A 23,084-nucleotide genomic window follows, 5' to 3' on the forward strand; every position below is an offset into this window, starting at 1 on the left:
AATGCTGCTCAGCCGGATGACTGAATCTGTCAACATTAGATTTCCCCTTTATTTGATAGCCCGCTTGCGGCGGACGTTCGGCCGCTATTGTTGCGCCCGGCGGCCGTTCAGGAGGTGGACTGTCCCCATCAGAAGCAGCGAAACGGCGACAACGATGGCCGAGACCGCGGCGATGACGGGTGTCAGGTTAAAGTCTATATCTTCGAACATTTTCCGGCTGATCGTCTTTCCGTCAGTTTCGGAGATAAAGAAAGCGACGGTTGCTTCGTCGAATGACGTCAGGAAGGCGAAGACGGCCGCGGTCGCAACTGCCGGGGCGAGATTAGGCAGCGTTATCGCGAAAAACGCCCGGATTCGACTTGCCCCGCAGCTTAGAGCCGCCAATTCGAGAAGAGGATCAATTCGTTCAAGTGCTGCGGAGACGATAATCACGACGAACGGGACCGCCAATACCGAGTGTGCAAGGACGAAGCCAGGCAACTTGCCGGTTAAATGTAGCGGAGAGAAGACGAGAAAAAGCGCAATACCGAATACGATCTGTGGCACAATCATTGGCCCGAGGCAGAGCGCCTGCAGCAACGCTTTGCCCGGCAGCTTACCGCGGACGAGGGCGACTGCAGCCATGGTGCCTACGATAGTTGCGACCACCGTTGTCGCTGCGGCGATTTCAAGGCTGAAAACAGTCGCATTTCGCCAGTCGGAATCAGATAGATAAGCCTGAAACCATCGTAGCGTCAGTCCCTGTGGCGGGAAGGCAATGTAGGAGGCATTGTTCAGCGCCAGAGGCAAAATCAATAGCGTCGGCAACACAAGAAACAACAGCACTATTGCGATTATCAGGTCGGCGGAGCGTTTCACCATCCACGGCAAAAGGGTGCTAGGACAACTGTCGCCGGACGAATGCGAAACAAATTCTCGGGTCAAGTTTGAGAACTTAGTGGACACTGTTTAAACCTTTGCTGAAAGAGAGCGCGCGTCGAAAAGCCGTGACCAGCAGCAATGTTGCCGCCAAAAGGATCGCCGATAAAGCCGCGGCGAACGGCCAATCCAGCAAGACGATTGTCTGTTGACCGATCAAGGTCGCCATCATGAGCGCGCCCGGTCCTCCGACCAATGCTGGCGTGATGTAGAAGCCGATAGCAAGAATGAAGCAGATAACGCAGCCGGCAAAGACGCCCGGCAGACTGAGCGGAAAGGTCACCCGCCAAAAGGCGACAATCTGGCCCGCACCCAGGTTGCGCGCGGCCTGCTCATAAGCGTCGGGGACGGAGCGCAGTGCCGAATGGATGGGCAACACCATGAACGGCATCAGCACATGTGTCATAGCGACGATGACAGCTCCCTCGGTATAGAGCATCTTCACTGGCGCGGATATGAGACCCATGTCAAAAAGAAGGTTATTAACGATGCCGTTGCGCCCTAGCAATACGATCCATGCATAGGAGCGGACGAGCACTGAGGTCCAAAGGGGGATAAATAGGCAGGCCATAGCGACCTTCGCACGTCGGCCGCGCATGCGCGCGATCGCGTACGCAGTCGGGTACCCAATAGCAAAACAAGCAATGGTTACTATCGTCGCGATACTGAGTGTTCTGAGAAGCACCTGCACGTAGAGAGGGTTCTCGAAGGCGCGCTGATAAGGTTCGAATGTGGTTGCGGCGGAAAGGCTAATTTCGATTAGCCGCCAGACGGGGTAGATGAAACCCACTGCCAGAAGGATGAGCAGCGGCAGGATTAATAGGATCGCCAGCAGTGGAGAATAGTGGCGGGATGTCCCGGTTAGAAGCCAGCGAAAAGAAGACGCTGCTGATTGGTTTTGAATGGGGAAGGTCACCGACTAGGCCTCCGTTTTTGCAAACAGGCGCAAGGCGTTTGATTCTGCAATGGCATCGACTAGGTCGCCCCGGCGCAGACTTGCGGCCGCATGCCCAACGGGCATTTGGATCTGGAGCAGGCGGTCATTGCCGGTCTGAGTTCGCACAAAAAAGAAAAAAAACGAGCCGGCGAACACGGCTGCGTCAACGGTGCCCGTCAATATCGCGCCGCGGTCACGGCCATGTGGCGCAAGTGACAGTCGTTCCGGGCGCACCGCCACGCTGATTGCCTGCCCGAGCGAAAAGGGGCTGACCTCCTCATCGGCTGGTGCGGCAGAAACAAGATTGCCACCTCGCAACCGCACCATATGATTTCCATTCTCTAGTCCCAGGTATTCGGCTTCGAGAAAATTCATGCGCCCGATGAAATCTCCGACAAAGGCGGAGACGGGAGAGCGATAAAGTTCGAGCGGTGAACCGACCTGGGCTAGCCGCCCATTCGCTACCACCGCCACGCGGTCGGACATGGTCATGGCCTCCTCCTGGTCGTGCGTCACATAAACGACCGTCGCTCCGAGGCGCTGCTGGAGGCTTTTGATCTCCAATTGCAGCGTCTCGCGTAGCTTTTTGTCGAGCGCTCCGAGCGGTTCGTCCATTAACAGGACGGGGGGTTCGAAGATGATGGCGCGGGCAACCGCAACGCGTTGTTGCTGGCCGCCGGATAGCTGGTGCGGATATCGGTCAGCGTAGCCGCCGAGATGCACCTGCGCCAACGCCGCTTCCACCTTGGGGCGGATCAGATTTTCGCTCATATGTCGCATGCGTAGCGGGAAGGCGATGTTCGCAGCCACCGTGAGATGGGGAAAGAGCGCATAGCGCTGGAAGACCATTCCGATATTGCGTTTGTTCGGCGCCATGTACGTCACATCTTGAGGGCCAATCATGATCTGGCCGCTGCTGGGGTTTTCGAAGCCCGCAATCATGGTTAGAAGCGTCGTTTTGCCTGATCCGGACGGACCGAGGATCGACAGGAATTCGCCGGCCCGGATCACGAGCGAAACACCATCGACGGCGACCGCGTTTTCGTATCGTTTTGTCAGTCCTTTCAATGCAAGTGTTTGACCGATCAAAGTTCCTCTCCCATTGTTTTGGTTTTGAGATATCCCGAATTTCTGGACGACGGCTTTCGCGCACGTCCAATTGCTAATCTGTTGCGGTCCACCTTTCCCAAACTGAACTTTGAGAAAGACGGCGATTTGCAAAGATGCTATGACATTTGATGCGACATAATGTTTGCAATCTTGTCGCATTTTCTTTTTGTTGCAACAAAAATTTTCTTTGTCAAAGGAATTTGGAGGAAATCACTTGAAAAAGCCCACGCAGGACGACGAAATTTATCAGCATCAGCCCACGAGATTGGGCGACATGGCCTACAACAACATGAAAGAGCGCCTTATAAGGGGTGCTTTTTCCCCTGGGGAAAAACTGACAGTGCGCGCCGTGTCGCAAATGCTGAACGTCAGTTCCACGCCGGCCCGCGACGCCATCAATCGTCTGGTGATCGATGGGGCGCTCGTATATTCCGGCCCCAAAACTGTCATCGTGCCACATCTAAGGCTGGTTGACCTTGAGGAGATCACCCAGATGCGCTTGGCGCTCGAGGGTTTGGCTGCGGAGCTCTCCGTTAAGACGGTCACTGATGTCACGATCGCTGAACTGGAGGCAATTCAAACGAAAATCGATGCCGCACTGGATGAGCGGCGCTATTTCGATGCCCTTTGGCACAACAAAGAGTTTCACTTCGGGATCTATCGCCTAACCGCCATGCCTTATCTTCTCCAGGTGATTGAGGCTCTTTGGTTGCGGGTGGGGGCTTCGTTTAATAATCTTTATCCAGAGTTTTCGGAGAGGCGTTACGGCGCCCGCAACCATCGAGTTGCCATCGAAGCGCTTGTCGAAAGAGACGCTCAAGGTGCGCGTGCTGCCATTGAGACGGATATCCGCGACGGCTTTCGCCAGATGAAGAAGGCCGACAACGAGCGCGACCAGAGGAATCTCTGTCGATCCTGAATTTTATGTTGCACTTTCCGGCCGTTCATGTTTTTTTGTTGCAACAAAAATATGAACGGGATGCGAATGCATCGCCGACCGGAGAGGATAAGACATGCTTCATCAGGATTTTCTTTCATTTCGACGGGCAGCACTGCGGTCTCGCTCGCAATATTTCTTCGATCGCGGACGGCTCATATTTCCTGATGGAACCACGCGTGTGACCGTCGAACGCGACCCCATGCCGACCTACATTGCGCGCGGCGAAGGCGCATATCTCATTGACGTCGACGGCAATCGTCTGCTCGACCTCAACAATAACTTTACGACGCTGATCCATGGTCATGGTTATCTGCCCGTCGCCGACGCTGTTGCAGATATTTTGCAGAAAGGGACCTGTTTTTCCAATCCCACCGAGCACGAGCTGGGTCTGGCAGAGTTGCTTGTTCAGCGCATTCCAGCGATCGAACATATTCGTTTCGTCAATAGTGGCACGGAAGCCGTTATGTTTGCGATCAAGGCGGCGCGTGCCTTCACCGGCCGGTCGCGCATTGCACGCACGGAAGGAGCCTATCATGGGGCATACGATTGGGCCGAGGTGAGCCAAAGCGCGGCGCCGGCATCGTGGGGGCCTGAGGAGGCGCCGTCGGCAACGACCGTCTACAGAGGGGCACCAGAAAGTGTTGCCGAGGAAGTTGATGTGATCCGCTTCAACGACATTGAGGGCCTGGAGCGGCGAATGGCAATTTCCGGGAGTGAACTTGCCTGCATTCTGATAGATCCGATGCCGAGCCGGGCGGGGCTGATGGCACCAGATCCGGCCTTTGTCGAGGCAATTTCTACCCTTTCACGACAATATGGCTTTCTCGTCGTTGCGGACGAGGTTCTCAACCTGCGGCAAGGATACCGCGGCGCATCCGCGCGATTTGGGCTCGTGCCCGATCTGGTAGCAGCTGGAAAGATTATCGGCGGCGGTTTTCCTGTCGGCGCTGTGGGAGGCCGCAAGGAGGTAATGGAGGTCTTTGCAGGGGTTGGAACAAGACCGGTACTACCCCAAGGCGGCACATTTTCGGCCAATCCAGTGTCGATGGTAGCGGGGAGAGTCGCCATGGAAGCTCTGACACCGGCAAGTTTTGAACGGCTCGAGGAGATGGGAACACACGTGCGCAATGGTCTTTGCGCAGCGATAGCGCGCTATGAGGCGCCTTTTTCGGTAACCGGGTCAGCTTCGCTTTTCCGCATCCACCCGAAGCGCCACACGCCCCGCGAATATCGGCAGGCGTTCCCAACGCCTGAACAGAACAGTTGGATGACCAATATGACGAGCCATTTTCGCTCGCTCGACATCCTTCTTCCCTTTGGTGCTGCCTCCTGCCTTTCCACTGCAATGACGAATTCCGATCTCGATCTGATCGTTGAAGCCTTCGGCGACTTTCTTGAGACCTATCAATCTGCATTCGAGGAGTTGAAGGCATGACCGTGAAGACCCTAGAAACCGTCGCTCAATTGCTAGCTCGTTCGCTACTGCGCCACGACGTCACTCATATCTTCGCCCAAAGCTTGCCATCAGCGCTCATCCTGGCTGCCGAGGCGGCTGGCATTCGCCAGATCGCCTATCGCCAGGAAAACATGGGTGGCGCGATGGCGGATGGTTATGCGCGGCGTTCCGGTAAAATCGGCGTCGTAGCAGCTCAGAATGGCCCAGCGGCAACTCTCCTCGTGCCGCCAATGGCTGAGGCGCTGAAGGCGAGTATTCCGATCGTCGCGCTCGTGCAGGAAGTCGAGCGTGACCAGATGGATCGAAACGCTTTTCAGGAGCTCGATCACATCGCTCTCTTCCAATCGTGTACGAAATGGGTCCGCAGGGTCATGGTGCCGGAACGGATCGAGGATTATATCGATGCCGCCTTCACTGCCGCCGGCTCCGGTCGGCCGGGGCCCGTGGCATTGCTGTTGCCCGCAGATTTGCTCCGCATAGAGCTTAGTGTCCCGTCGTCGGCGCGATCTCTCAATCTCGGGCATTGGCCACTTGATCGCTCGTGCCCCGATCGTGCGACACTACGAGAGGCGGCAGAGCTGATTTCGCATGCCAGAAATCCCGTGGTAATCGCAGGCGGTGGCGTCCTCGGTAGCAATGCTTGCGAGGAACTGGCTGATTTGCAGGAGACGGCGGCGCTCCCCGTTTTCACCACCAATATGGGCAAGGGTGCCGTTGATGAACACCATGCCTTATCGGCGGGAGTATTGGGATCGCTGATCGGTCCGCGCTCGCTTGGACGCCATACCGCTGGTTTGGTCAATGACGCCGATCTTGTCGTACTCATCGGAACCCGTACAAACCAAAACGGGACGGATAGTTGGCGACAGCTTCCTCCAGACGCACAGATTATCCATATCGATGTTGATCCGCAGGAAATCGGCCGCAACTATCAGGCCTTGCGTCTGGTCGGCGATGCCAGAGAGACGCTCCGCGAGCTTGTTCGTGCGTTGAAGGATTGTGATCTCTCACAGCGCCGGGACCGCCGCGCCGCTGTCGTTGGCCGAATTGCCGAATGCTGGCGGCGGTTCGAAGAGGAGCGGCATCCTCTTGTCCACGCGACGTCTTCACCGATCCGACCCGAGCGTATCATGGTCGAACTGCAGAAGTTATTGACTGCGCAAACCACCATTGTTGCGGACGCGAGCTATTCATCGATGTGGGTGGTCGGTCAGTTGCGCGCCCTTGCTCCGGGAATGCGATTTCTTACGCCTCGTGGACTTGCGGGATTAGGATGGGGGCTGCCTCTGGCATTGGGGGCAAAGGCTGCTCTGCCGAGCCAGCCTGTTGTTGCTTTGGTCGGAGATGGTGGGTTCGCGCATAGCTGGGCGGAAATTGAAACGATGGTGCGGTCCGAATTGCCTGTCATCGTCATTCTTCTCAACAATGGCATTCTAGGCTTTCAACGAGATGCCGAGACTGCGAAGTTCGGTCGCTTCACATCGGCCTGCCATTTCGCGCCCGTCGATCATGTCCAGATCGCACAAGCCTGCGGATGCCCTGCAGTTCGTGTCGAGGATCCGAGCAAGCTGAAAGCTCATTTGCAAGATGGATTGTCGCGGAAGGGACCATTGCTCATCGAGGTCATGACAGACCCTGACGCTCATCCGGCTCTATCCTTGTTTGTCAGTATGGACGAGGCGGCATAATGTCGGATCGATCTCGCGTGGCGGTTGTGACAGGAGGGACGAGCGGCATAGGATTGGCGACCGCGCGAAGACTGCTCGCGGCGGGACATCGTGTCGCCGTTTTCAGCCACGGCAGTGATACTGTTGCAGAGGCATGCACGGCCCTTTCCGAAGAATTCGATCCCGATCGGGTTCTCGGTCGGGTTGTGGATCTAGCGTACCCTGCGGCGCTCACACAATTCTTCGATGAACTCCAATCCATCTGGGGCTTTGCGGAGATCCTTGTTTGCAACGCTGGAATATCGCCGAAAGGCCCGAACGGTCCTATACGGTTTGAGGACGTTGGACTGGATCAATGGAACCACGTGCTGGCGGTGAACTTGACGGGTGCGATGCTGTGCTGTCAGGCAGTAATCGGCGGTATGCGGCAAAGAGGTTTCGGACGTGTCGTTCTCGTTGGGTCGCTTGCTGGCCGAACGCGTCCTCGCGTGGCGGGGCCTGCCTACGTTACAAGCAAGGCGGGCATGGCTGGTCTGGTGCGCACGCTGGTGGGCCAGTTTAGTCCCTTTGGCATCACCATTAATCTAGTGGCGCCCGGCAGAATTCTAACGCCTTTGACAGGCGAGCCCGACACGCCGACAAATCGTGAAGCTGTCGGCCGCATCCCGGCTGGTCGGCTCGGCACGCCAGAGGACGTCGCGGCAGTCATTGCATTTTTGACGTCAATGGATGCTGGATTCGTTAATGGGGCAATCATAGACGTTAATGGCGGTGAATTTTYCCCTCCATAGCTTCCAGCCGTTGGCGTGTTCAGCCACGCGGACTCCGAAAGGGCGAGCGACATGAATCCGGCAGGCTGTAAGAGGGTCGTCATTTGGACTGAGGATGCAGAGCTGTTTCTGCCCTTCAGCTATATCCTGAAGATGGAAGGATTTGCGCCATCTCTCGCGTGTAGCGCCAGCGACGTTTTGAACTCATGTGCTAACGATGCGGTCCAAGCCATCCTCCTCGATTGCACTCCTGAAACTCAAGATGCGGTTTCCCTTTGTATCGAAGTTAAGCAGTCTGCGCTCCGACACGTGCGTTTGATTGCGCTGCTTCGAGACGGAGCGCAGCCGATCCACCTTGCTTTATTACGAGCCGGTGTTGATGATTGTCTCGCCCGGCCACTTTCACCAGAAAAATTGCTGATGTCGCTCAGACAGACAGCCTCAGGAGCGCCAGGAACCTCAGTGGAAATGCTGGCAGCAGAAGCGTGCAGCGGGTTCGAAATCGATGCGCAGGGTCGCCGCGTCCGCTGCAATGGCCAGAATGTCGTTCTATCACCGGTCGAGATGAAGATCCTATCTTGCCTGGTCGACAACGCTGGGCAACTTTGCAGCCGCTCAGAATTGATTGCATCGGCCTGGCCGGCTTTCTTGCCTGTTACGCCGCGCACGGTAGACGTTCATATCGGCCGCTTGCGCAAAGCGCTGAAGCGGCTGCCCGGATGCGAGGCTGGCATCAGAACGGTGCACAAGTCGGGCTACGTATTCGATCCGCCGCCTTTGGCACGGACACAATTGTGAGCCCATGCTTCCGATCAGAACCGATGTAAAAATCTGCAGTTAAATGGCGATATCGTCGGGGCATTCGGCCTGAGGACCTTCCGGCCGGAGGAGCTCGACCGCAACCAGCAGCTCACCTCCTGCCCATAGCCGTCGGAGGATCAAACTGATTTCTTTGATGCGATTTGGCTCGATCTTGCGAAAATTCTTCAGAAGGCTTTATTTTATCTGAAAGCTCCGCAACTTTTCAAAAATCTCGTCAGAAATTGCGAACTGACGCGCCTTGCCGCGTCCCATCGAATTCTTCACGAATGTCTCGGTGAGCATGCCTCGCGCAATCAATGGCTCGATGACCTCGGAGACGCCCATGCGTGTGAGTTTTGTAATTTCAACGAGATTCGAGATAGTTAGCGGCTGATGCCCCTGATGCATGATGTAGAGGACACTCATCATGCCGACCTGCTTCAGTCTTGATTGCGGCGTCTCGTCTTCCCTTGGGTTGCCCATGATCTCCTGCAGGATGAAGGCTGCGAACGAAATGCTGTGCAATTGTGTGTTGAGCGTACTTGTCATTGGTTTAAGTACATTATATACGTCAGTATAAATGACGCAGGAATTGTTGTCCTTACCCGCAAAGATCGTGTGATGCGTTCACGTTGAAGGGTCATGCTCATGAAAAGCCTTATGGTTGGAATGGTCTTCGCCGTTGCCGGCAGCAGCTTTATATACAGCATTTCAGAGAGTGATGCTCGCGCTGACGATTGGGGATGTCAGGTTATCCTCTGCCTTTCAAATCCAGGTGGGCCGACGCAATATGCCGAGTGCCGCCCACCCATCAGCAGGCTCTGGCAAGAGCTGGCGAAAGGACGTTCGTTTCCGACCTGCAGCGGCGTCGGCTTTCGTGCCTCTCAGCCTCGATACGAGCCCTTCTTTTGCAATGACGGCTATAAGCTTACCACTGGTTTTGGTGGCCGCGGTGAGGAGGCAACCTGTGTCGCCGCGCTCCTTCAAAAAGTCGACGAACACTTCTGCAGCTTCGGTAAGAGCAGTGCGTCAAACAATAACGGGTTGGTAATTTCGGCTCGATGGCAGCGCGACGGAAGGCATGCCCAATGTGTGGGCTATCCGACATTGAAACCACTTCGGCGCACGCAGCCGCATTATATCGACGTGATCATCGATGGTGTCGGTAGCCAACGCGTGTGGTACTGACCCATGGTCGTATCCTTCATCGATCTTGCTGAAACTTGCGCGCCAGCGGTGGCCGTCGAAACGCTCGCAGCCGTCGTCAGCCTAGAAAGCAATTTCCAGCCGTTTGCCATTCGCCTCGATAGAGATCTGCCCGTTAGCAAGCAGCCGCATAGCAAGGCGCAGGCCATCCAGGACGCGACAACACTGATAGCCGAGCACCACAAAATCCAGCTGGGGCTTGGTGGAATTGGAATTGAGGAGTTGCGGAAGCGTGACCTTACTATTTCCGACGCCTTTGACCCCTGCCTCAATCTCAAGGCGACGGCCACACTGCTCGACGGTTATTATCGTTTGGCTATTTACGCAGGTGCTGCTCCCGAGCAAGCGCAGCGGGTCATGCTGCAATCCTACTACGGGCGGTCCGATCCTTCTATTGGAGCGATGGTTCAATATGACGAGCAGGTGCAGCGCGAGGCAAAACGGCTATTGCCCAAATTGGCTTTGCTGACGATCGCAGCGGGGTCTGACAGGCAGGAGGGAGCCGAGGCCAAGGCGTTCGCACGATCTTCCGACGACCAAGCCGACGTATCGCCGCCGCCGCAAATAAGGATTCCTTCCTGGGATGTGTTTAATGCGGCGCGTCACTCGTCCGCTCTCGTCTTCCAAATCGAACAACCGGAGCAGCCAGAATGATATCGAAGTCCTACACGCGTGCATTCGCAGTCACTGCCTTGATGACCATCGTCTTTTCGGCAGCTGCGATTGAGCCAGCCTTCGCTCAGAGCGCCGGCGGCATCGAGACGGTCCTGCAGAATATCGTGAATATGCTTACGGGCAATGTGATGAAGCTAGTGGCGACGATTGCGATCATCATCGTCGGGATTGCCTGGATGTTCGGCTACTTAGATTTGCGCAAGGCGGCCTATTGCGTACTCGGCATCGGTATCGCTTATGGCGCTCCGCAAATTGTCAGCACTCTTGCGGGAGGCTGACGACAATGAGCCGCATACCTGCATTTGAAGAAGATGTGCTGTTTCTCGCTTGTACGCGCCCGGCAATGATAGCAGGGGTTACCATGGAAGCGATGGGCATCAATGTCATTGTGACGACCATCCTTTATGTTCTCGCCAGCTCGATCGCCTATGTATTGGTCGGCGTGGCCTTTCACTTCATCTTTCGGGCACTCGTCAAGCACGACCACAATATGTTTCGCACTCTGATTGCTTGGGTCGAGACGCGCGGTCGTTCGCGCAACATTAGACATTGGAATGGCGCTTCGATAACGCCGCTCCGGCTCGTGCGGCGCTACGATGAAAGGGACTTCGGTCATGACTGACATGTCCCGCCTTAAATTCCGAGAACTCGAGCCGGAAACGTTTATCCCCTATGTCCGATATCTAGACGGGACGGCCATAGCACTCGATTCCCGGGCATTGATGGTGATGATTGCTTTGGAGGGAGTGTCATTCGAGACGGCCGATACAATCGACTTAAATAGCCTGCAGCGCGATCTCAACACGCTGTACCGCAATATTGCCGACGAACGTCTGGCAATCTGGACCCACATTCTGCGCCGACGCGACAACACTTATCCCGACGGCGAATTCGTCAACACCTTCTCGGCAACGGTGAATGGCAAATATCGCCAACGCATGGTCGGCGAAGATCTATTCCGCAACGATCTCTATCTCACCCTTATTTGGCATCCCGGCCGCGATCCGGCCGAACAGCTCGTAAATCTCCTAACGCGGCTGCGCAAAGCTAGACGTATGGCGAGTGAACTCGATGGAGACAGTCTGAAGCATCTGCATGAAAAGGTGACTGATGTCACCGCGGGACTGCAACGTTTCGCTCCGCGTGTGCTGTCACTCTACAACCGGGACGGCATCATTTTTTCCGAACTGAGCGAAGTGTTGCACCAGTTGATCGGCGGCCGCCGTGAACCGGTGCCGCTGACGGACGGCAAGATCTCCTCGGCAATCTATTCCGATCGCCTCATCTTCGGGCGCGAGACTGTTGAGATCCGCCACGAGGGATCAAGCCGTTATGCCGGCATGTTCGGTTTCAAGGAGTATCCGGCGAGGACTCGCTGCGGCATGCTGGATGGCATTCTGACGGCACCATTCGAGCTGATCCTGACGCAATCCTTCGGGTTCATGTCCAAAACCGATGCGCGCACAGTCATGGGGCGCAAGCAGAACCAAATGGTCAGTTCCGGTGATAAAGCGGTCTCCCAAATCGAGGAGCTCGATGCCGCCATGGACGAGTTAGAGTCGAACCAATTCGTCCTCGGTGAGCACCATATGTCGCTTTGTGTGTTCGCATCCTCGGTAAAGGAGCTGACGGGCAACCTCGCCAAGGCGCGCTCGCATCTGACCACCGGCGGAGCGGTCGTAGCGCGCGAAGATCTTGGGCTTGAGGCAGCCTGGTGGGCGCAATTGCCTGGCAATTTTCGTTACCGAGCCCGCTCAGGTGCAATAACATCGCGAAATTTCGCAGCGCTTTCGCCCTTTCATTCCTATCCTGTCGGCAAGAAAGACGGAAACGAATGGGGGCCGGCAGTCGCCATGTTGAAGACAGCCTCAGGTTCGCCGTTCTATTTCAACTTCCATTATGGCGACCTCGGCAACACCTTCATCTGCGGCCCATCGGGTGCTGGAAAAACCGTGCTCGTTAATTTCATGCTGTCACAGCTCGAAAAGCACAATCCGCACATGGTCTTCTTCGACAAGGACCGCGGATCTGACCTTTTCGTACGCGCGGCCGGTGGCACGTATCTGCCGCTCAGAAATGGGCAGCCGACAAAATGCGCACCGTTAAAGGCTCTAGAATTGACGCCGGAAAACAAAGTTTTCCTGGCGCGCTTTGTCGGCAAGCTCGTCGGCTCGACGGCGCGCGAGCTTTCAGTCAGCGAAGTCGCCGATATTGCCTTGGCAATCGAAGGACTTGCTGACCTTCCACGAGAACAGCGCTCGATCGGAGCTCTGCGCACATTCCTTAACAATACCGATCCGGAAGGGGTTGCCGCGAAACTTCGCCGCTGGGAGCGGGGAGGGCCGCTCGGCTGGGTCTTCGACAACGAGGCTGACGATATTGGTATTGGCGCCAGGTTCCTCGGCTACGACATGACGGACTTTCTCGACAATGAGGAGATCCGCGCTCCCTTGATGGCCTATCTCTTCCACCGCATCGAACAATTGATCGATGGCCGCCGCATCATCATCGTCATCGACGAGTTCTGGCGGGCGCTGCAGGACGAGAGCTTCCTTGATCTCGCCCAAAACAAGCTCAAGACGATCCGCAAGCAGAATGGGCTGATGCTATTTGCCACACAAAGCCCGCGAGACGCCATTAACTCACCGATAGCGCATACGATTATTGAGCAATGCCCGACGCAGGTATTCCTGCCAAATCCCCGTGGCGACCGCGCCGACTATGTTGATGGCTTTAAACTCACCGAACGCGAGTTCGAGCTGCTCTCACGTGAGCTCTCTCTAGAGAGCCGCCGCTTCATCGTTAAGCAGGGCCATAACAGCGTTGTCGCCGAGCTCAAACTCAACGGTTTTGACGACGAACTCGCGATCCTTTCGGGACGGACGATTAATGTCGAACTTGCCGACGCGATCCGCGCCGAACTCGGAACCAGCCAGGACGACTGGCTGAGGATATTCCAGCAAAAAAGGAGGATGGAGTGATGGTTCAGGCCAAAATGCTATCCGGGGCAATGCTTGCGCTGTTCCTCTCGGCCAAGGTCGCAAGCGCGCAAGGCATTCCGGTCATTGACCAAACTGCGATCGCCAAGCAGATCGAGAGCATTACCCAGCTGAAATCACAGCTCGACGCATTGAACCAGCAGCTTCAGCAGGCACAACAGCTTTATGGCTCGCTGAACAAGCTGACCAACATGGCGGATATTGCCGGCCTCTTGAATGATCCATCGGTCCGCAAAGCCTTGCCACAGGATTTCTCCTCAATCGAAAGTCTCTTCAAAGGATCAGGCTCGGGTGTGTTCGGCAATGCTGTCTCGAAATTCTTGAGCGACAATTCAACCTACAAGACAAGCGCTAACGACTTTTACGCTCAGGAGCTATCGCGCCTCCAGAATAGGAATGCCGGCCAGATGAGCCTCGGTCAGCAAATCTATGACGCTGCCACCAGGCGGATCGACGGTATCGATCAGTTGCGTCAGCAAATCTCGTCGGCGAGTGACGCTAAAGACATAGCCGATTTACAGGCGCGGCTGCAGGCCGAGACCGCCTTCCTCCAGACCGATGTGCTTAGAATGCAGGGTTTGCGCATGGTGCAGCAAGCTCAGGTTCAGGTCGACGAACAGCGCAAGGCCGAGGATTGGCGCAAGCGCATGGATGCGATGGGAGCGGCTTTGCAATGAAAATTCTTGTTCTTTTCACACTCCTCATCACGTTGGCCGGCTGCGGGAAAAAATCGGAACGCGTCTATTCGGTCGAGGAGCTACCGGCTGATCGCCAACTGCTTGCCGATACAATTGAGAAATGCCGAAATAATCCGGGTGAGCTCCGAGGCACGCCAAACTGCACGAATGCCGAGGCGGCTGATTGGAAGGCCCGCCTTGATGGCATGGGCAAGGCGCTCGGAGGCTGACGCATGTATCAGGTCTTTGCCTTCGTCGACGGACAGTTCAAGACGCCACTCGAGACCTTCATCTCCTCGGGGACCTCGAATATCGCCAGTTGGGTGACTGGTCCGCTCACAGCGGCATTGACGCTTTACGTTCTTCTTTATGGTTTCCTCATCCTGCGCGGATCAATCCACGAACCAATCATGGATTTTGCGTTTCGGGCAATGAAGCTCGCCATCATCCTGATGCTGGTGAAAAACGCCGGCGAGTATCAAACCTATGTGACCAACATCTTCTTTGATGCGCTTCCGAAGGAAATCTCGCAGGCGCTGAACTCGGGCACGATACCCAGCGCCTCCACCTTCGACAGCCTGCTCGACAAGGGCCAGAAATGCGCAAAGGAAATCTGGGCTCGTGCCTCATGGCCCGTCGATATAGTGACCGGTATTGAAGGCATGCTCGTTATCGTGTCGAGTTTCGTGGTAGCTGCGATCGGTTACATCGTTTCGCTCTACGCACGACTGGCGCTGGCGATCGTGCTTGCCATCGGACCGATCTTCATTGCGCTGGCGATGTTTCGGGCGACCCAGCGTTTCACTGAGGCTTGGATCGGACAGCTCGCCAATTTCGTAATCCTACAGGTGCTCGTCGTTGCCATAGGCTCGTTGCTCATTACCTGCATTGATTCCACCTTCGATGTCATTGAAACATATAGCGATGTGCTGATGCGCCCCGTCGCGCTCGGCGCCATCTGCCTTGCCGCTCTCTACGTCTTCTATCAGCTCCCCGGCATTGCTTCCGCTCTTGCGGCCGGTGGGGCATCGCTCACTTACGGTTATGGAGCTGCGCGCGATGCCCATGAAAGCACCCTTTCCTGGGGCGCGACCCAAACGGCGCGTGCGGCGGGCCGCAGCATGCGCACCGTTGGCCGCCGCTTTCTCCCAAACAGAAGCTGACAATCCTGGAGTCGCAAACATGAAATATATGGCTGAGTTGAGTATGCACCGAATACTTGTGCTTCTAGGCATAGCATTAGTTTTGAGTGCTTGCGCCTCCCATTCTCATTCTCTGCCGAAATGCGATGGTTATGCGCGCCGGCCACTCAATCGCGCGATGTGGCAATGGGATGACGATAAGAAGTTTTCGCAGCAAAGAACCGGTTCCGAGACGGCGCCCGCGGGCACGCCGCCGTCTTATGTCGAGGAGGAGGAGAATAACGTTCCTGCTGCTTTCGCACGTTTCCATGTGAGCGATTCTTATCGTCCTTGTGCGAGGCAGAGCTGATGGTCACCACGGACGATCTCAAGAGCTATTTCGATAAGGCTCGGCGCTTCGACCAGGACCGCATGATCCAGCTGGAGCGCTCCGCGCGTATTGCATGGTTCGTCGCGATCGTCGCGAGCGCCCTGGAGGCAGCGTCGATCTTTGCTGTCGCCGGCCTGACACCTCTAAAGACAGTGGAACCTTTCGTTGTGAGGGTCGACAATTCAACCGGCATTGTTGATGTCGTTTCAGGGCTCACGTCAACGGTCGGGAATTATGATGAAGCGGTGACCAAATATTTTGCCTCCCGCTATGTGCGTGCCCGTGAGGGATATGTGTGGAGCGAGGCGGAAGAGAATTTCCGCACGGTTTCGCTGCTGTCGACCGCTTCGGAGCAGACCAGGTTCGGGGCCCTTTATCGTGGTAGCAATCCAGATTCCCCTCAAAACATCTATGGCCACGGCGCCACGTCGCGCGTCAACATCGTTTCGATTTCGCTGATCAATAGCAATGTAGCTTCGGTTCGCTATATGCGCGCAATCACCCGCGGCGACGAGGTCCACACCACCCATTGGGTGGCGACGCTCACTTTCTCTTATAGCAACGCTTCGATGTCCTCGACTGATCGACTGGTCAACCCGCTCGGTTTCGTCGTCAGCGAGTATCGATCCGATCCGGAGGCCGTCAATTGAAGCATCACTGCGCAATAGCTCTGATTGTCGCCGCCATTTGGTCCCCACCGGCTCTCGCGCTTGAGACACCCCGCGGCGCGCCCCAGGACAATCGCATCCGCTTCGTCGACTATCAGCCCTATAACATCACGAGGGTTGTGGGCTCGCTACGCTCGTCTGTCCAAATTGAGTTTGCCGCCGATGAAGAAATCGCCCATGTGGCGCTTGGAAATACCGTCGCCTGGGAGGTGGCCCCCGCGGGCAATATTCTCTTCTTAAAACCGCGGGAAAACCAGCCACTGACAAACATCTCAGTCGTCACCACCCGGCGGGACGGTTCCACTCGCAGCTACCAAATGGAGCTGACCGCTCGGGATGGTCCGGTTGCCGCCGGCCAAGACACTTATTTCTACATCAAGTATCGCTATCCTGGCGACGAGGCGGAACGCCGTCGGGCGCAGGCGGCCGCGCAAACCCAGGCGGCACAGGCGAGCGCGGCCGACAAGGTGTTGGCGCTGCATGAGCAATACGGACCACGAAACTGGCGCTATTCGGCGCAAGGGACCGCCCCTCTCGAGCCCCAGACGGTTTATGACAACGGCAAGATTACGACCTTCGCCTTCCGCGGCAATCAGGAAATGCCGGCAATTTACATGGAAAATTCCGATGGGTCGGAGAGTCTGGTTCCGAAGTCGGTGGATGGGGATCTGGTGCTCGTCCATGCGATCGCTCGCAAGTTCATCCTGCGGCGGGGAGGAGACGTGCTTTGCGTCTTCAACGAGGCTTACGATCCTGTCGGCATAAATCCAGACACCAATACGACATCGCCCTCGGTCGAGCGTGTAATAAAAGCGCAGACGGCAAACGCTCAGGAATAGGAGGTCGCGATGACCGACGACACAGAAGACCTCATCCCGGGAGAACGTGCTGAAACAGAGGCAGGCCGTGCGGGTAACGGCAATGCACTTTTAAGACGCGGCGCCGTCGTTCTGGCAATGGTTGCCTTTGTGGGATTTTCGCTATGGTCCTTGCAGGGCCGGCAAAAGGCGGATGTCAGCCAGCCGGAGCGTGTCGTCATTCGCCAGACCTCGGATTTCGAGCCAGCCAAGGAGGAGCCTAAGGCCGTAACACCTCTTCCGGAAGTGCAACTGCCGACACCTTTGGCCAAGGACCCGGCGAATTCTGCGGAGGATCCCTTGTTCGACGCGGCCCGCCGCGCGCCCGTAATGGCTTATAATACGCCCCAAACAACTTCAGTGCAGCAGCGTGACAGGGCACCCCCTGCTGACCCCGACTCCAACTATCTTCCTTTCTCGGCAAATCCTGGTGGGGTCAATGGGCAAGCGGAAAACGAGGGCCAACGCTTCGACAGGATGCTGACGCCGACGCATCTGGAAGGATCGCGGGCCGGCACGCTCGGCAACCGCGACTTCGTGGTGGCGATGGGGACGTCGATCCCTTGTGTGCTTGAAACTGCACTTGCCTCCGACCAGCCGGGCTTTGCAAGCTGTATTGTCAACCGTGATGTGCTCTCGGATAACGGTCGTGTGGTGCTCATGGAAAAGGGTACGCAAGTCGTCGGAGAATTTCGTGGCGGTCTCAACCGCGGTCAGAAGCGCCTTTTCGTCCTGTGGAACCGGGCGAAAACGCCGAAGGGCGTTATCATTACGTTTGCGTCACCTGCGACCGACGCACTCGGCCGTGGTGGCATTGATGGCTATGTCGACACGCATTGGTGGGAGCGCTTCGGTAGTGCAATTCTCCTGTCCATCGTCGGCGATGCCACGACTTACGCCGGCAGCCAACTGCAGGACAGTGATGTTCAGGCACAAAATACCGGAACTGCTGGCCAGCAAGCGGCAGGCATCGCAGTCGAGCAGTCAATCAATATTCCGCCGACGCTCCTGAAAAATCAGGGCGAACTCGTGTCGCTCTTTGTTGCCCGCGATCTCGATTTTTCCGGCGTGTATAGTCTGCGCGTCATCGAACCGCACAGCCGCATTCTAGATCGGGCAGCATTGGCGGATTTTGCCCCTCGCTCCACATTGATAACAAAGTAGGGAAAGCGACAAAAGTTGGGGGACGTTTCCCATGTCGGTGTTGTCCGCGAGTTGCTGTCGCCCTTGTCACATTTCCTCAAGGACACCGCACTTTACGAGATCGTCGTCAATCGCCCAGGGGAGGTATTGACCGAGGGAGCAGGAGGCTGGCGAAGCTTCGACGTGCCAAGCCTCACTTTCGAAAAGCTAATGCGCCTTGCGCGCGCCGTGGCAAGTTATTCCAACCAAGCAATCGACCAGGCGCGGCCACTGCTTTCGGCCACACTTCCTGACGAAGAGCGGATTCAGATCGTGATTCCACCCGCAACGCTGGGCGGCACGGTGAGTATCACGCTGAGAAAGCCCTCATCAGTGACATTGACGCTGACAGATCTCGATCGTGGCGGGTTGTTTTCGGGGCTCGCCTCCAAGAACAACCATGCCGAAGCCTCGAATATGAGGCTTGTCGAACTCCATGACGCTGGGAACTATGCGGAGTTTCTGCGCGAGGCCGTGTTGGCCCGTAAAAACATCATTATCTCGGGCGCGACGGGTTCGGGTAAGACGACGCTATCGAAGGCTTTGATTCGGCATATTCCGGAGCATGAGCGAGTCATCTCAATCGAGGATACGCCAGAGCTTGTTATCCCCCAGCGCAATCACGTTCGGCTGCTCTATTCGAAGGGTGGTCAGGGACTGGCGAAAGTTGGCGTGAAGGATTTGCTGGAATGCTCTCTGCGGATGCGGCCTGATCGCATCCTTCTGCAGGAGTTGCGGGATGGTTCTGCCTTTTACTACATCCGAAATGTCAACTCCGGGCATCCGGGATCGATCACGACAGTGCACGCAGATTCCGCGACATTGGCATTCGAACAGCTCACGTTGCTCGTCAAGGAATCTGAAGGTGGACACGATCTTGAGCGTGGTGATATTCGCCGTCTGCTCAAGATCGCCGTCGATATTATTATTCAGTGTAAACGGATCAATGGACAGTTTCGAGTGAGCGATATCTACTTGCCAAAAGCTTCGCGGCAGTGTGATTGAAGGCCAACGCCGGGAACGGTGCAACGCCGGCGCATATCCTCATTCGTTTTGGTCGCCTCTCGAAGCTTCAGCATAAGTCCGTCGATCTCAGCAGCCTTTGAACTCGGAGCCCATGTATGGGCCCATCGGGATATTTTTGCGCTTCAGGGCGAGATTGTTCCCATGTCAGGTCGGACATTCAAATCGTGGCATCGGGTCGGGCCTTGCGCGGTATCGACGCGCGCTATTACATTTTGGACTGAAATTCCAGGAGGCGGTTGAGGCGCCATAGTGACTATGCCACACCGAGCGGCGGTCCAGTGAAGCGGAGGCTGTACCTACCGGCAGATTTCGCGATCTGGTCCATGTCCTGCGGGATTTGGAACTGGCCTGCAGCCATATCCGCGAAAAAGCCTTCGAAGCCGCCCGGCGTCAGGATGACCAAATGCCGCGAAGGTTTTTCGCCAACAACCCTGAAGGTATGCTCCGTTCCGCGCGGCACGAAGACGGTCTCGCCCGGCTTCTTGGTAAATGTCTCACCCTCTATCCAAAATTCGCAGGAGCCGGAAAGAAGGACGAAGGTCTCCTCCTCTCTTTCATGGATGTGTCGTGGCGGCCCGCTGCCGCCGGGCGAGAGGCTGTCGACGATGGACATCGCCCCGCCAGTTGCTGCGCTTGCAAGAATAGTTCGGTAATAAACTCCGAGCCACTCAATCGTATCGGCGCATTCAAGTAGGTCAATCATCGTTTCCTCCTGCGGTCAGAATGAAACGAAAGCGCTTTCGTCTTGCAGTTCTTAGCATCTGCACCATTATTATAAAAATCGTTTGATGATATAGAAGCTATCGGTGAAATGAATTTCGCGACCTTTGATCTCAATCTTGTGCGCGTGCTCGACGCGTTATTGCGGGAAGGGTCGACTGTAAAGGCCGGCGAAAGACTCGGAATGTCGCAGTCGGCGGTTTCCGGCGCACTTTCAAGACTGCGTTATGCGCTCGACGATCAGTTGTTCGTGCGGCACGGCCAAGGCTTGCGCCCGACGGATTATGCGAGAGGTCTGGCAGTGCCTATTCGCGAGACGCTCGACAGAATGGAGGCAATTTTGAGTGGCGCCTCATTCCATCCGAGGAGCGCTAGCATCACGCTCAAGCTAGCAGGCAGCGATTTTTTCGCCGAGATGCTAATGCCACGGCTGGCGCGAGAGATTCACGAACGTGCACCGGGTATTCGGGTGCAATTGGTAGACCTCGTCCCAAACAGCTACATCGACTCCCTTGAGCGGTATGAAGCCGACATGGCTCTCATTCCCGATGCAGAATTCCCAGACTGGATCGACCGACGGCCGCTATTCCGATCGTCCTTCACCACTATCGCCCGCAGAGGAAACCGCGCCATCGAAGCGGCCGGAATAAAGCTTGGCGAAACCTTGCCGATTGATCTGTTCTGCGATCTCGGACATATCGTCTTCTCGCCCGAAGGAAAAACAAAAGCTATGGGTGATGCGGCACTGGCCAAGATCGGACGCTCCCGGAAGGTGGTCATGACGGTTCCGGTTTTCTTCGGTGTTTGCCGAGCCGTGAGCGAGAGTGATTATATTGCACTCGTCCCGCGCCAAATGGCGGAGCGGCTGGCGGATCTTTTCGGGCTCGCCCTTTATACGCCGCCCATGCCGCTTCCGCCGGCGCTCATCGTTGGCGTGTGGCACAAACGCTCGACCGGGAACCCCGCTCATCGCTGGATCCGCAACCTCATCGCCGAGATATTGTTGCCGCTAAATGTCGGCGAGCAACCGCTGCCAAACCAAACGAGCTGATGTGTTTTCCATCGCCAATCAGCACCAAAAATCCTCAGGCTTCATCACATAGCAACGCTGAGGTGAGTGTAAAATCCCGCTCTCGTTTGGCAGATGGGGTGGTTGCCATCCTGCCCTATCGGCATGGCAATGTGCCAAGGTGATGTGGTGTAGGACACAGAATAGAGAGCAGCGAATGAAGGGTACGATGATCGGAGTGGATCTTGCAAAGAATTTTTTCCAGCTACACGGGGCGTCTATGACAGGCGACGTGAAGTATCGCAAGAAGCACGCGGACAGTTCTTCCGTGGGGACGGGGACGAATCTTTCTTATTAAGCCGACCGCCCCTTCTAACCTGACCGGCATGAAATTCCCCGGCAACCCCACGCAGTCATAACGCTCCCGCCAACCACTTCGGGTCGTCAGTGAAGGTAGGCTCTGGCAGCCTCACTTGGCTGACCAACGAGAGCAGATGACGGAGGCCCTCGCGCGCCTCAAGACAGAAGGCAAGGATGTACTATAGACTGACGCATTCGAGGTCGCCGGCAACTGCCGGAGATCTCCCATCGAGAGGCGCAGCAACGGCCTTTCCATACTGCAATTCGCAGCCTACTCGCGCTGCACTGATGCGCAGCGGTTTACGGCATCTTAGCTCCGATTGCGCCTCGCTTCGAAGCCGGAGCAACGATCAGCTGCGAGGCTGCAGTAGTCCCAAAGCGACTGTCGAGACAGCCAGGACGGCGGTGACGGTCAAGGGGCCAACAGCGCCATAGTGATCAACGATATAGCCGCCGAAAACCGCGCCGATACTGATGGCGACCTGAAAAGAGACGACCATCAGGCTGCCCGCCGCCTCCAAGGCGTCGGGTGCTCCGCGGGACAGATTGGTCGGCAGCACCACCGGCGCCATGCCGAAAGAGAAGCCCCAAAGTGTAACGAGGGCGAACGCAACGCCCGTATGAGTGCCTCCAAGCACCAGGGCGAGCGCGGCAAATGCCATCAGAGCGGCGGTCACAGTGAGTGCCAGGCGGATACTGGCATCGGCCATTCGGCCACCGGCGACATTGCCGATCACCGAGGCGATGCCAAATCCAAGCAGCGCGAGCGCAATCGATCGGGTTTCAAGGAGCGTCACGTGTTCGAGGAAGGGCCGTACATAGACCGAGCCGGCAAAATGCCCCGTCATCAGCAAAAGGATCGCAAGCATCCCCAGTTGAACGCCGCGCCGCCGTGTCAGCCGGAAAACGTCAGCAAGACTGTTGCTTGTAGTTGCAGGCAGTGTCGGCAAGCTAAGTACCTGCAGCACCATGGCCAGCACGGCAAGCCCCGCCGTCATCGCCATGGCGACGCGCCATCCCAGCCAGTCACTGATCAAAGCGCCCATCGATGGCGCAGCTATGGTGGCAAGTGAGACGCCGAGAGTGACGATAGCCATGCCCCGACCCGTCGCATTGGCGCCGACAAGCCTCGCTACCACGGCCACAGAAAGCGCCCAGAAACCGCTAAGCGCGATGCCCAACCCCGCGCGGCCCAACAGGAGTAGCCAAAAATCCGTCGCTAAGGATGCAAGAGTATTGGAGCCGATCGCCAATGCGCTGAGGCCGACCAGAACCGTCTTGCGGTTCAGTTTGCCGATGAGAACATTGCTCAAAAGAGCCGTCACGGCGCCCACGGACGCGGTAGCGGTGACAACCTGTCCAGCTATTCCCTCGGTAATTCCGAGATCGCGCGCCATTGGCGTCAAAAGGCCCGCCGGCAGGAACTCAGCCGATACCAACGCAAAACTGGTGGCTGCCATCGAAAGCACGGCCCACCAGGTCGCCGCACTCCATCCGGATGGTTCAGCGTTCTCCAGGCCAATTGTGGCTTCGTCGAACTGTGATGTTGTGTCCGTCATAGGTGTCTCTCCTTAGGTTGGGACACTTCATAGAC

25 protein-coding genes are annotated in these 23,084 nt (G+C 56.5%); 19 read left to right on the forward strand and 6 right to left on the reverse strand.

Annotated elements, in window-relative coordinates; genetic code table 11:
- Positions 1-84 precede the first annotated feature (84 nt).
- The 3 genes from QDY28_RS15640 to QDY28_RS15650 form a co-directional block, all read right to left on the reverse strand.
- Positions 85-861: an ABC transporter permease gene (locus QDY28_RS15640; RefSeq protein WP_331382674.1), complete on the reverse strand. Its 777-nt coding sequence runs from the start codon at positions 859-861 to the stop codon at positions 85-87.
- 73 nt (positions 862-934) lie between these two features.
- A complete protein-coding gene (locus QDY28_RS15645; RefSeq protein WP_331382597.1) occupies positions 935-1,834 on the reverse strand; it encodes an ABC transporter permease in 900 nt (299 codons plus the stop codon).
- Positions 1,835-1,837: 3 nt separating this feature from the next.
- The gene (locus tag QDY28_RS15650) at positions 1,838-2,944 is read right to left on the reverse strand and encodes an ABC transporter ATP-binding protein (RefSeq protein ID WP_331382675.1); all 1,107 of its coding nucleotides are present in this window, start codon (positions 2,942-2,944) and stop codon (positions 1,838-1,840) included.
- A 295-nt stretch (positions 2,945-3,239) separates the two neighbouring features.
- On the opposite strand from QDY28_RS15650, the gene QDY28_RS15655 reads away from it, so the two are divergent.
- From QDY28_RS15655 to QDY28_RS15675, 5 genes are all read left to right on the forward strand, one after another.
- Entirely contained in the window at positions 3,240-3,884 is a 645-nt protein-coding gene (locus QDY28_RS15655) for a GntR family transcriptional regulator (RefSeq protein WP_331382676.1), read from the forward strand.
- Between the two features lie 94 nt (positions 3,885-3,978).
- A complete protein-coding gene (locus QDY28_RS15660; RefSeq protein ID WP_331382598.1) occupies positions 3,979-5,340 on the forward strand; it encodes an aspartate aminotransferase family protein in 1,362 nt (453 codons plus the stop codon).
- Positions 5,337-7,049, forward strand: a complete 1,713-nt coding sequence (locus QDY28_RS15665; RefSeq protein ID WP_331382599.1) for an acetolactate synthase catalytic subunit — start codon at positions 5,337-5,339, stop codon at positions 7,047-7,049. The genes QDY28_RS15660 and QDY28_RS15665 overlap by 4 nt, the downstream gene beginning before the upstream one ends.
- Positions 7,049-7,819, forward strand: a complete 771-nt coding sequence (fabG, locus tag QDY28_RS15670; RefSeq protein WP_331382600.1) for a 3-oxoacyl-ACP reductase FabG — start codon at positions 7,049-7,051, stop codon at positions 7,817-7,819. Before QDY28_RS15665 ends, fabG begins: the two co-directional genes overlap by 1 nt.
- 51 nt (positions 7,820-7,870) lie before the next feature.
- Positions 7,871-8,596 carry a winged helix-turn-helix transcriptional regulator gene (locus QDY28_RS15675; RefSeq protein WP_331382601.1) on the forward strand — a complete coding sequence of 242 codons (726 nt, stop codon included), beginning with the start codon at positions 7,871-7,873 and terminating at the stop codon, positions 8,594-8,596.
- 198 nt (positions 8,597-8,794) lie between these two features.
- Here the strand turns inward: QDY28_RS15675 and QDY28_RS15680 are convergent, their stop codons facing one another.
- On the reverse strand, positions 8,795-9,148 hold the full coding sequence (locus tag QDY28_RS15680; RefSeq protein WP_331382602.1) for a MarR family transcriptional regulator: 354 nt from the start codon (positions 9,146-9,148) through the stop codon (positions 8,795-8,797).
- A gap of 99 nt (positions 9,149-9,247) precedes the next feature.
- Between QDY28_RS15680 and QDY28_RS15685 the strand changes: the two genes are divergently transcribed.
- The 13 genes from QDY28_RS15685 to virB11 are packed head-to-tail and all read left to right on the forward strand — an operon-like array spanning position 9,248 to position 19,380.
- Positions 9,248-9,787 carry a hypothetical protein gene (locus QDY28_RS15685; protein WP_331382603.1) on the forward strand — a complete coding sequence of 180 codons (540 nt, stop codon included), beginning with the start codon at positions 9,248-9,250 and terminating at the stop codon, positions 9,785-9,787.
- Positions 9,788-9,790: 3 nt separating this feature from the next.
- Entirely contained in the window at positions 9,791-10,459 is a 669-nt protein-coding gene (locus tag QDY28_RS15690) for a type IV secretion system protein VirB1 (RefSeq protein ID WP_331382604.1), read from the forward strand.
- Entirely contained in the window at positions 10,456-10,758 is a 303-nt protein-coding gene (locus tag QDY28_RS15695) for a TrbC/VirB2 family protein (RefSeq protein WP_331382605.1), read from the forward strand. The genes QDY28_RS15690 and QDY28_RS15695 overlap by 4 nt, the downstream gene beginning before the upstream one ends.
- Positions 10,759-10,763: 5 nt before the next feature.
- Positions 10,764-11,102 (forward strand): type IV secretion system protein VirB3, encoded by a 339-nt coding sequence (locus QDY28_RS15700; protein ID WP_331382606.1) that lies wholly within the window; start codon positions 10,764-10,766, stop codon positions 11,100-11,102.
- Positions 11,095-13,461, forward strand: coding sequence for a VirB4 family type IV secretion/conjugal transfer ATPase (locus QDY28_RS15705; protein WP_331382607.1), 2,367 nt, complete (start codon positions 11,095-11,097; stop codon positions 13,459-13,461). The genes QDY28_RS15700 and QDY28_RS15705 overlap by 8 nt, the downstream gene beginning before the upstream one ends.
- Entirely contained in the window at positions 13,461-14,156 is a 696-nt protein-coding gene (gene virB5, locus QDY28_RS15710) for a P-type DNA transfer protein VirB5 (protein ID WP_331382608.1), read from the forward strand. The genes QDY28_RS15705 and virB5 overlap by 1 nt, the downstream gene beginning before the upstream one ends.
- Positions 14,153-14,386: an EexN family lipoprotein gene (locus tag QDY28_RS15715; protein WP_331382609.1), complete on the forward strand. Its 234-nt coding sequence runs from the start codon at positions 14,153-14,155 to the stop codon at positions 14,384-14,386. Before virB5 ends, QDY28_RS15715 begins: the two co-directional genes overlap by 4 nt.
- Before the next feature lie 3 nt (positions 14,387-14,389).
- Positions 14,390-15,319, forward strand: coding sequence for a type IV secretion system protein (locus tag QDY28_RS15720; RefSeq protein ID WP_331382610.1), 930 nt, complete (start codon positions 14,390-14,392; stop codon positions 15,317-15,319).
- 43 nt (positions 15,320-15,362) lie between these two features.
- On the forward strand, positions 15,363-15,647 hold the full coding sequence (locus QDY28_RS31010) for a hypothetical protein (RefSeq protein ID WP_442967534.1): 285 nt from the start codon (positions 15,363-15,365) through the stop codon (positions 15,645-15,647).
- Positions 15,647-16,318: a virB8 family protein gene (locus QDY28_RS15725; protein ID WP_331382611.1), complete on the forward strand. Its 672-nt coding sequence runs from the start codon at positions 15,647-15,649 to the stop codon at positions 16,316-16,318. The genes QDY28_RS31010 and QDY28_RS15725 overlap by 1 nt, the downstream gene beginning before the upstream one ends.
- Positions 16,315-17,175, forward strand: a complete 861-nt coding sequence (virB9, locus tag QDY28_RS15730) for a P-type conjugative transfer protein VirB9 (protein WP_331382612.1) — start codon at positions 16,315-16,317, stop codon at positions 17,173-17,175. Before QDY28_RS15725 ends, virB9 begins: the two co-directional genes overlap by 4 nt.
- 9 nt (positions 17,176-17,184) lie before the next feature.
- Complete coding sequence (gene virB10, locus QDY28_RS15735; RefSeq protein WP_331382613.1) at positions 17,185-18,357, forward strand: type IV secretion system protein VirB10; 1,173 nt, start codon at positions 17,185-17,187, stop codon at positions 18,355-18,357.
- Positions 18,358-18,372: 15 nt separating this feature from the next.
- Complete coding sequence (gene virB11 / locus QDY28_RS15740; protein ID WP_331382614.1) at positions 18,373-19,380, forward strand: P-type DNA transfer ATPase VirB11; 1,008 nt, start codon at positions 18,373-18,375, stop codon at positions 19,378-19,380.
- Between the two features lie 274 nt (positions 19,381-19,654).
- Here virB11 and QDY28_RS15745 read toward each other — a convergent pair whose 3' ends face one another.
- The gene (locus QDY28_RS15745) at positions 19,655-20,104 is read right to left on the reverse strand and encodes a cupin domain-containing protein (RefSeq protein ID WP_331382615.1); all 450 of its coding nucleotides are present in this window, start codon (positions 20,102-20,104) and stop codon (positions 19,655-19,657) included.
- A gap of 108 nt (positions 20,105-20,212) precedes the next feature.
- Here QDY28_RS15745 and QDY28_RS15750 point away from each other — a divergent pair, with 108 nt between their 5' ends.
- Positions 20,213-21,172 carry a LysR family transcriptional regulator gene (locus QDY28_RS15750; protein ID WP_331382616.1) on the forward strand — a complete coding sequence of 320 codons (960 nt, stop codon included), beginning with the start codon at positions 20,213-20,215 and terminating at the stop codon, positions 21,170-21,172.
- Between the two features lie 668 nt (positions 21,173-21,840).
- On the opposite strand, the gene QDY28_RS15760 is transcribed toward QDY28_RS15750, so the two are convergent.
- A complete protein-coding gene (locus QDY28_RS15760; RefSeq protein WP_331382617.1) occupies positions 21,841-23,049 on the reverse strand; it encodes an MFS transporter in 1,209 nt (402 codons plus the stop codon).
- Positions 23,050-23,084 lie beyond the last annotated feature (35 nt).

Origin of the sequence: Rhizobium sp. BR 362, assembly GCF_036528765.1 — a bacterium.
Lineage (GTDB): Bacteria > Pseudomonadota > Alphaproteobacteria > Rhizobiales > Rhizobiaceae > Rhizobium.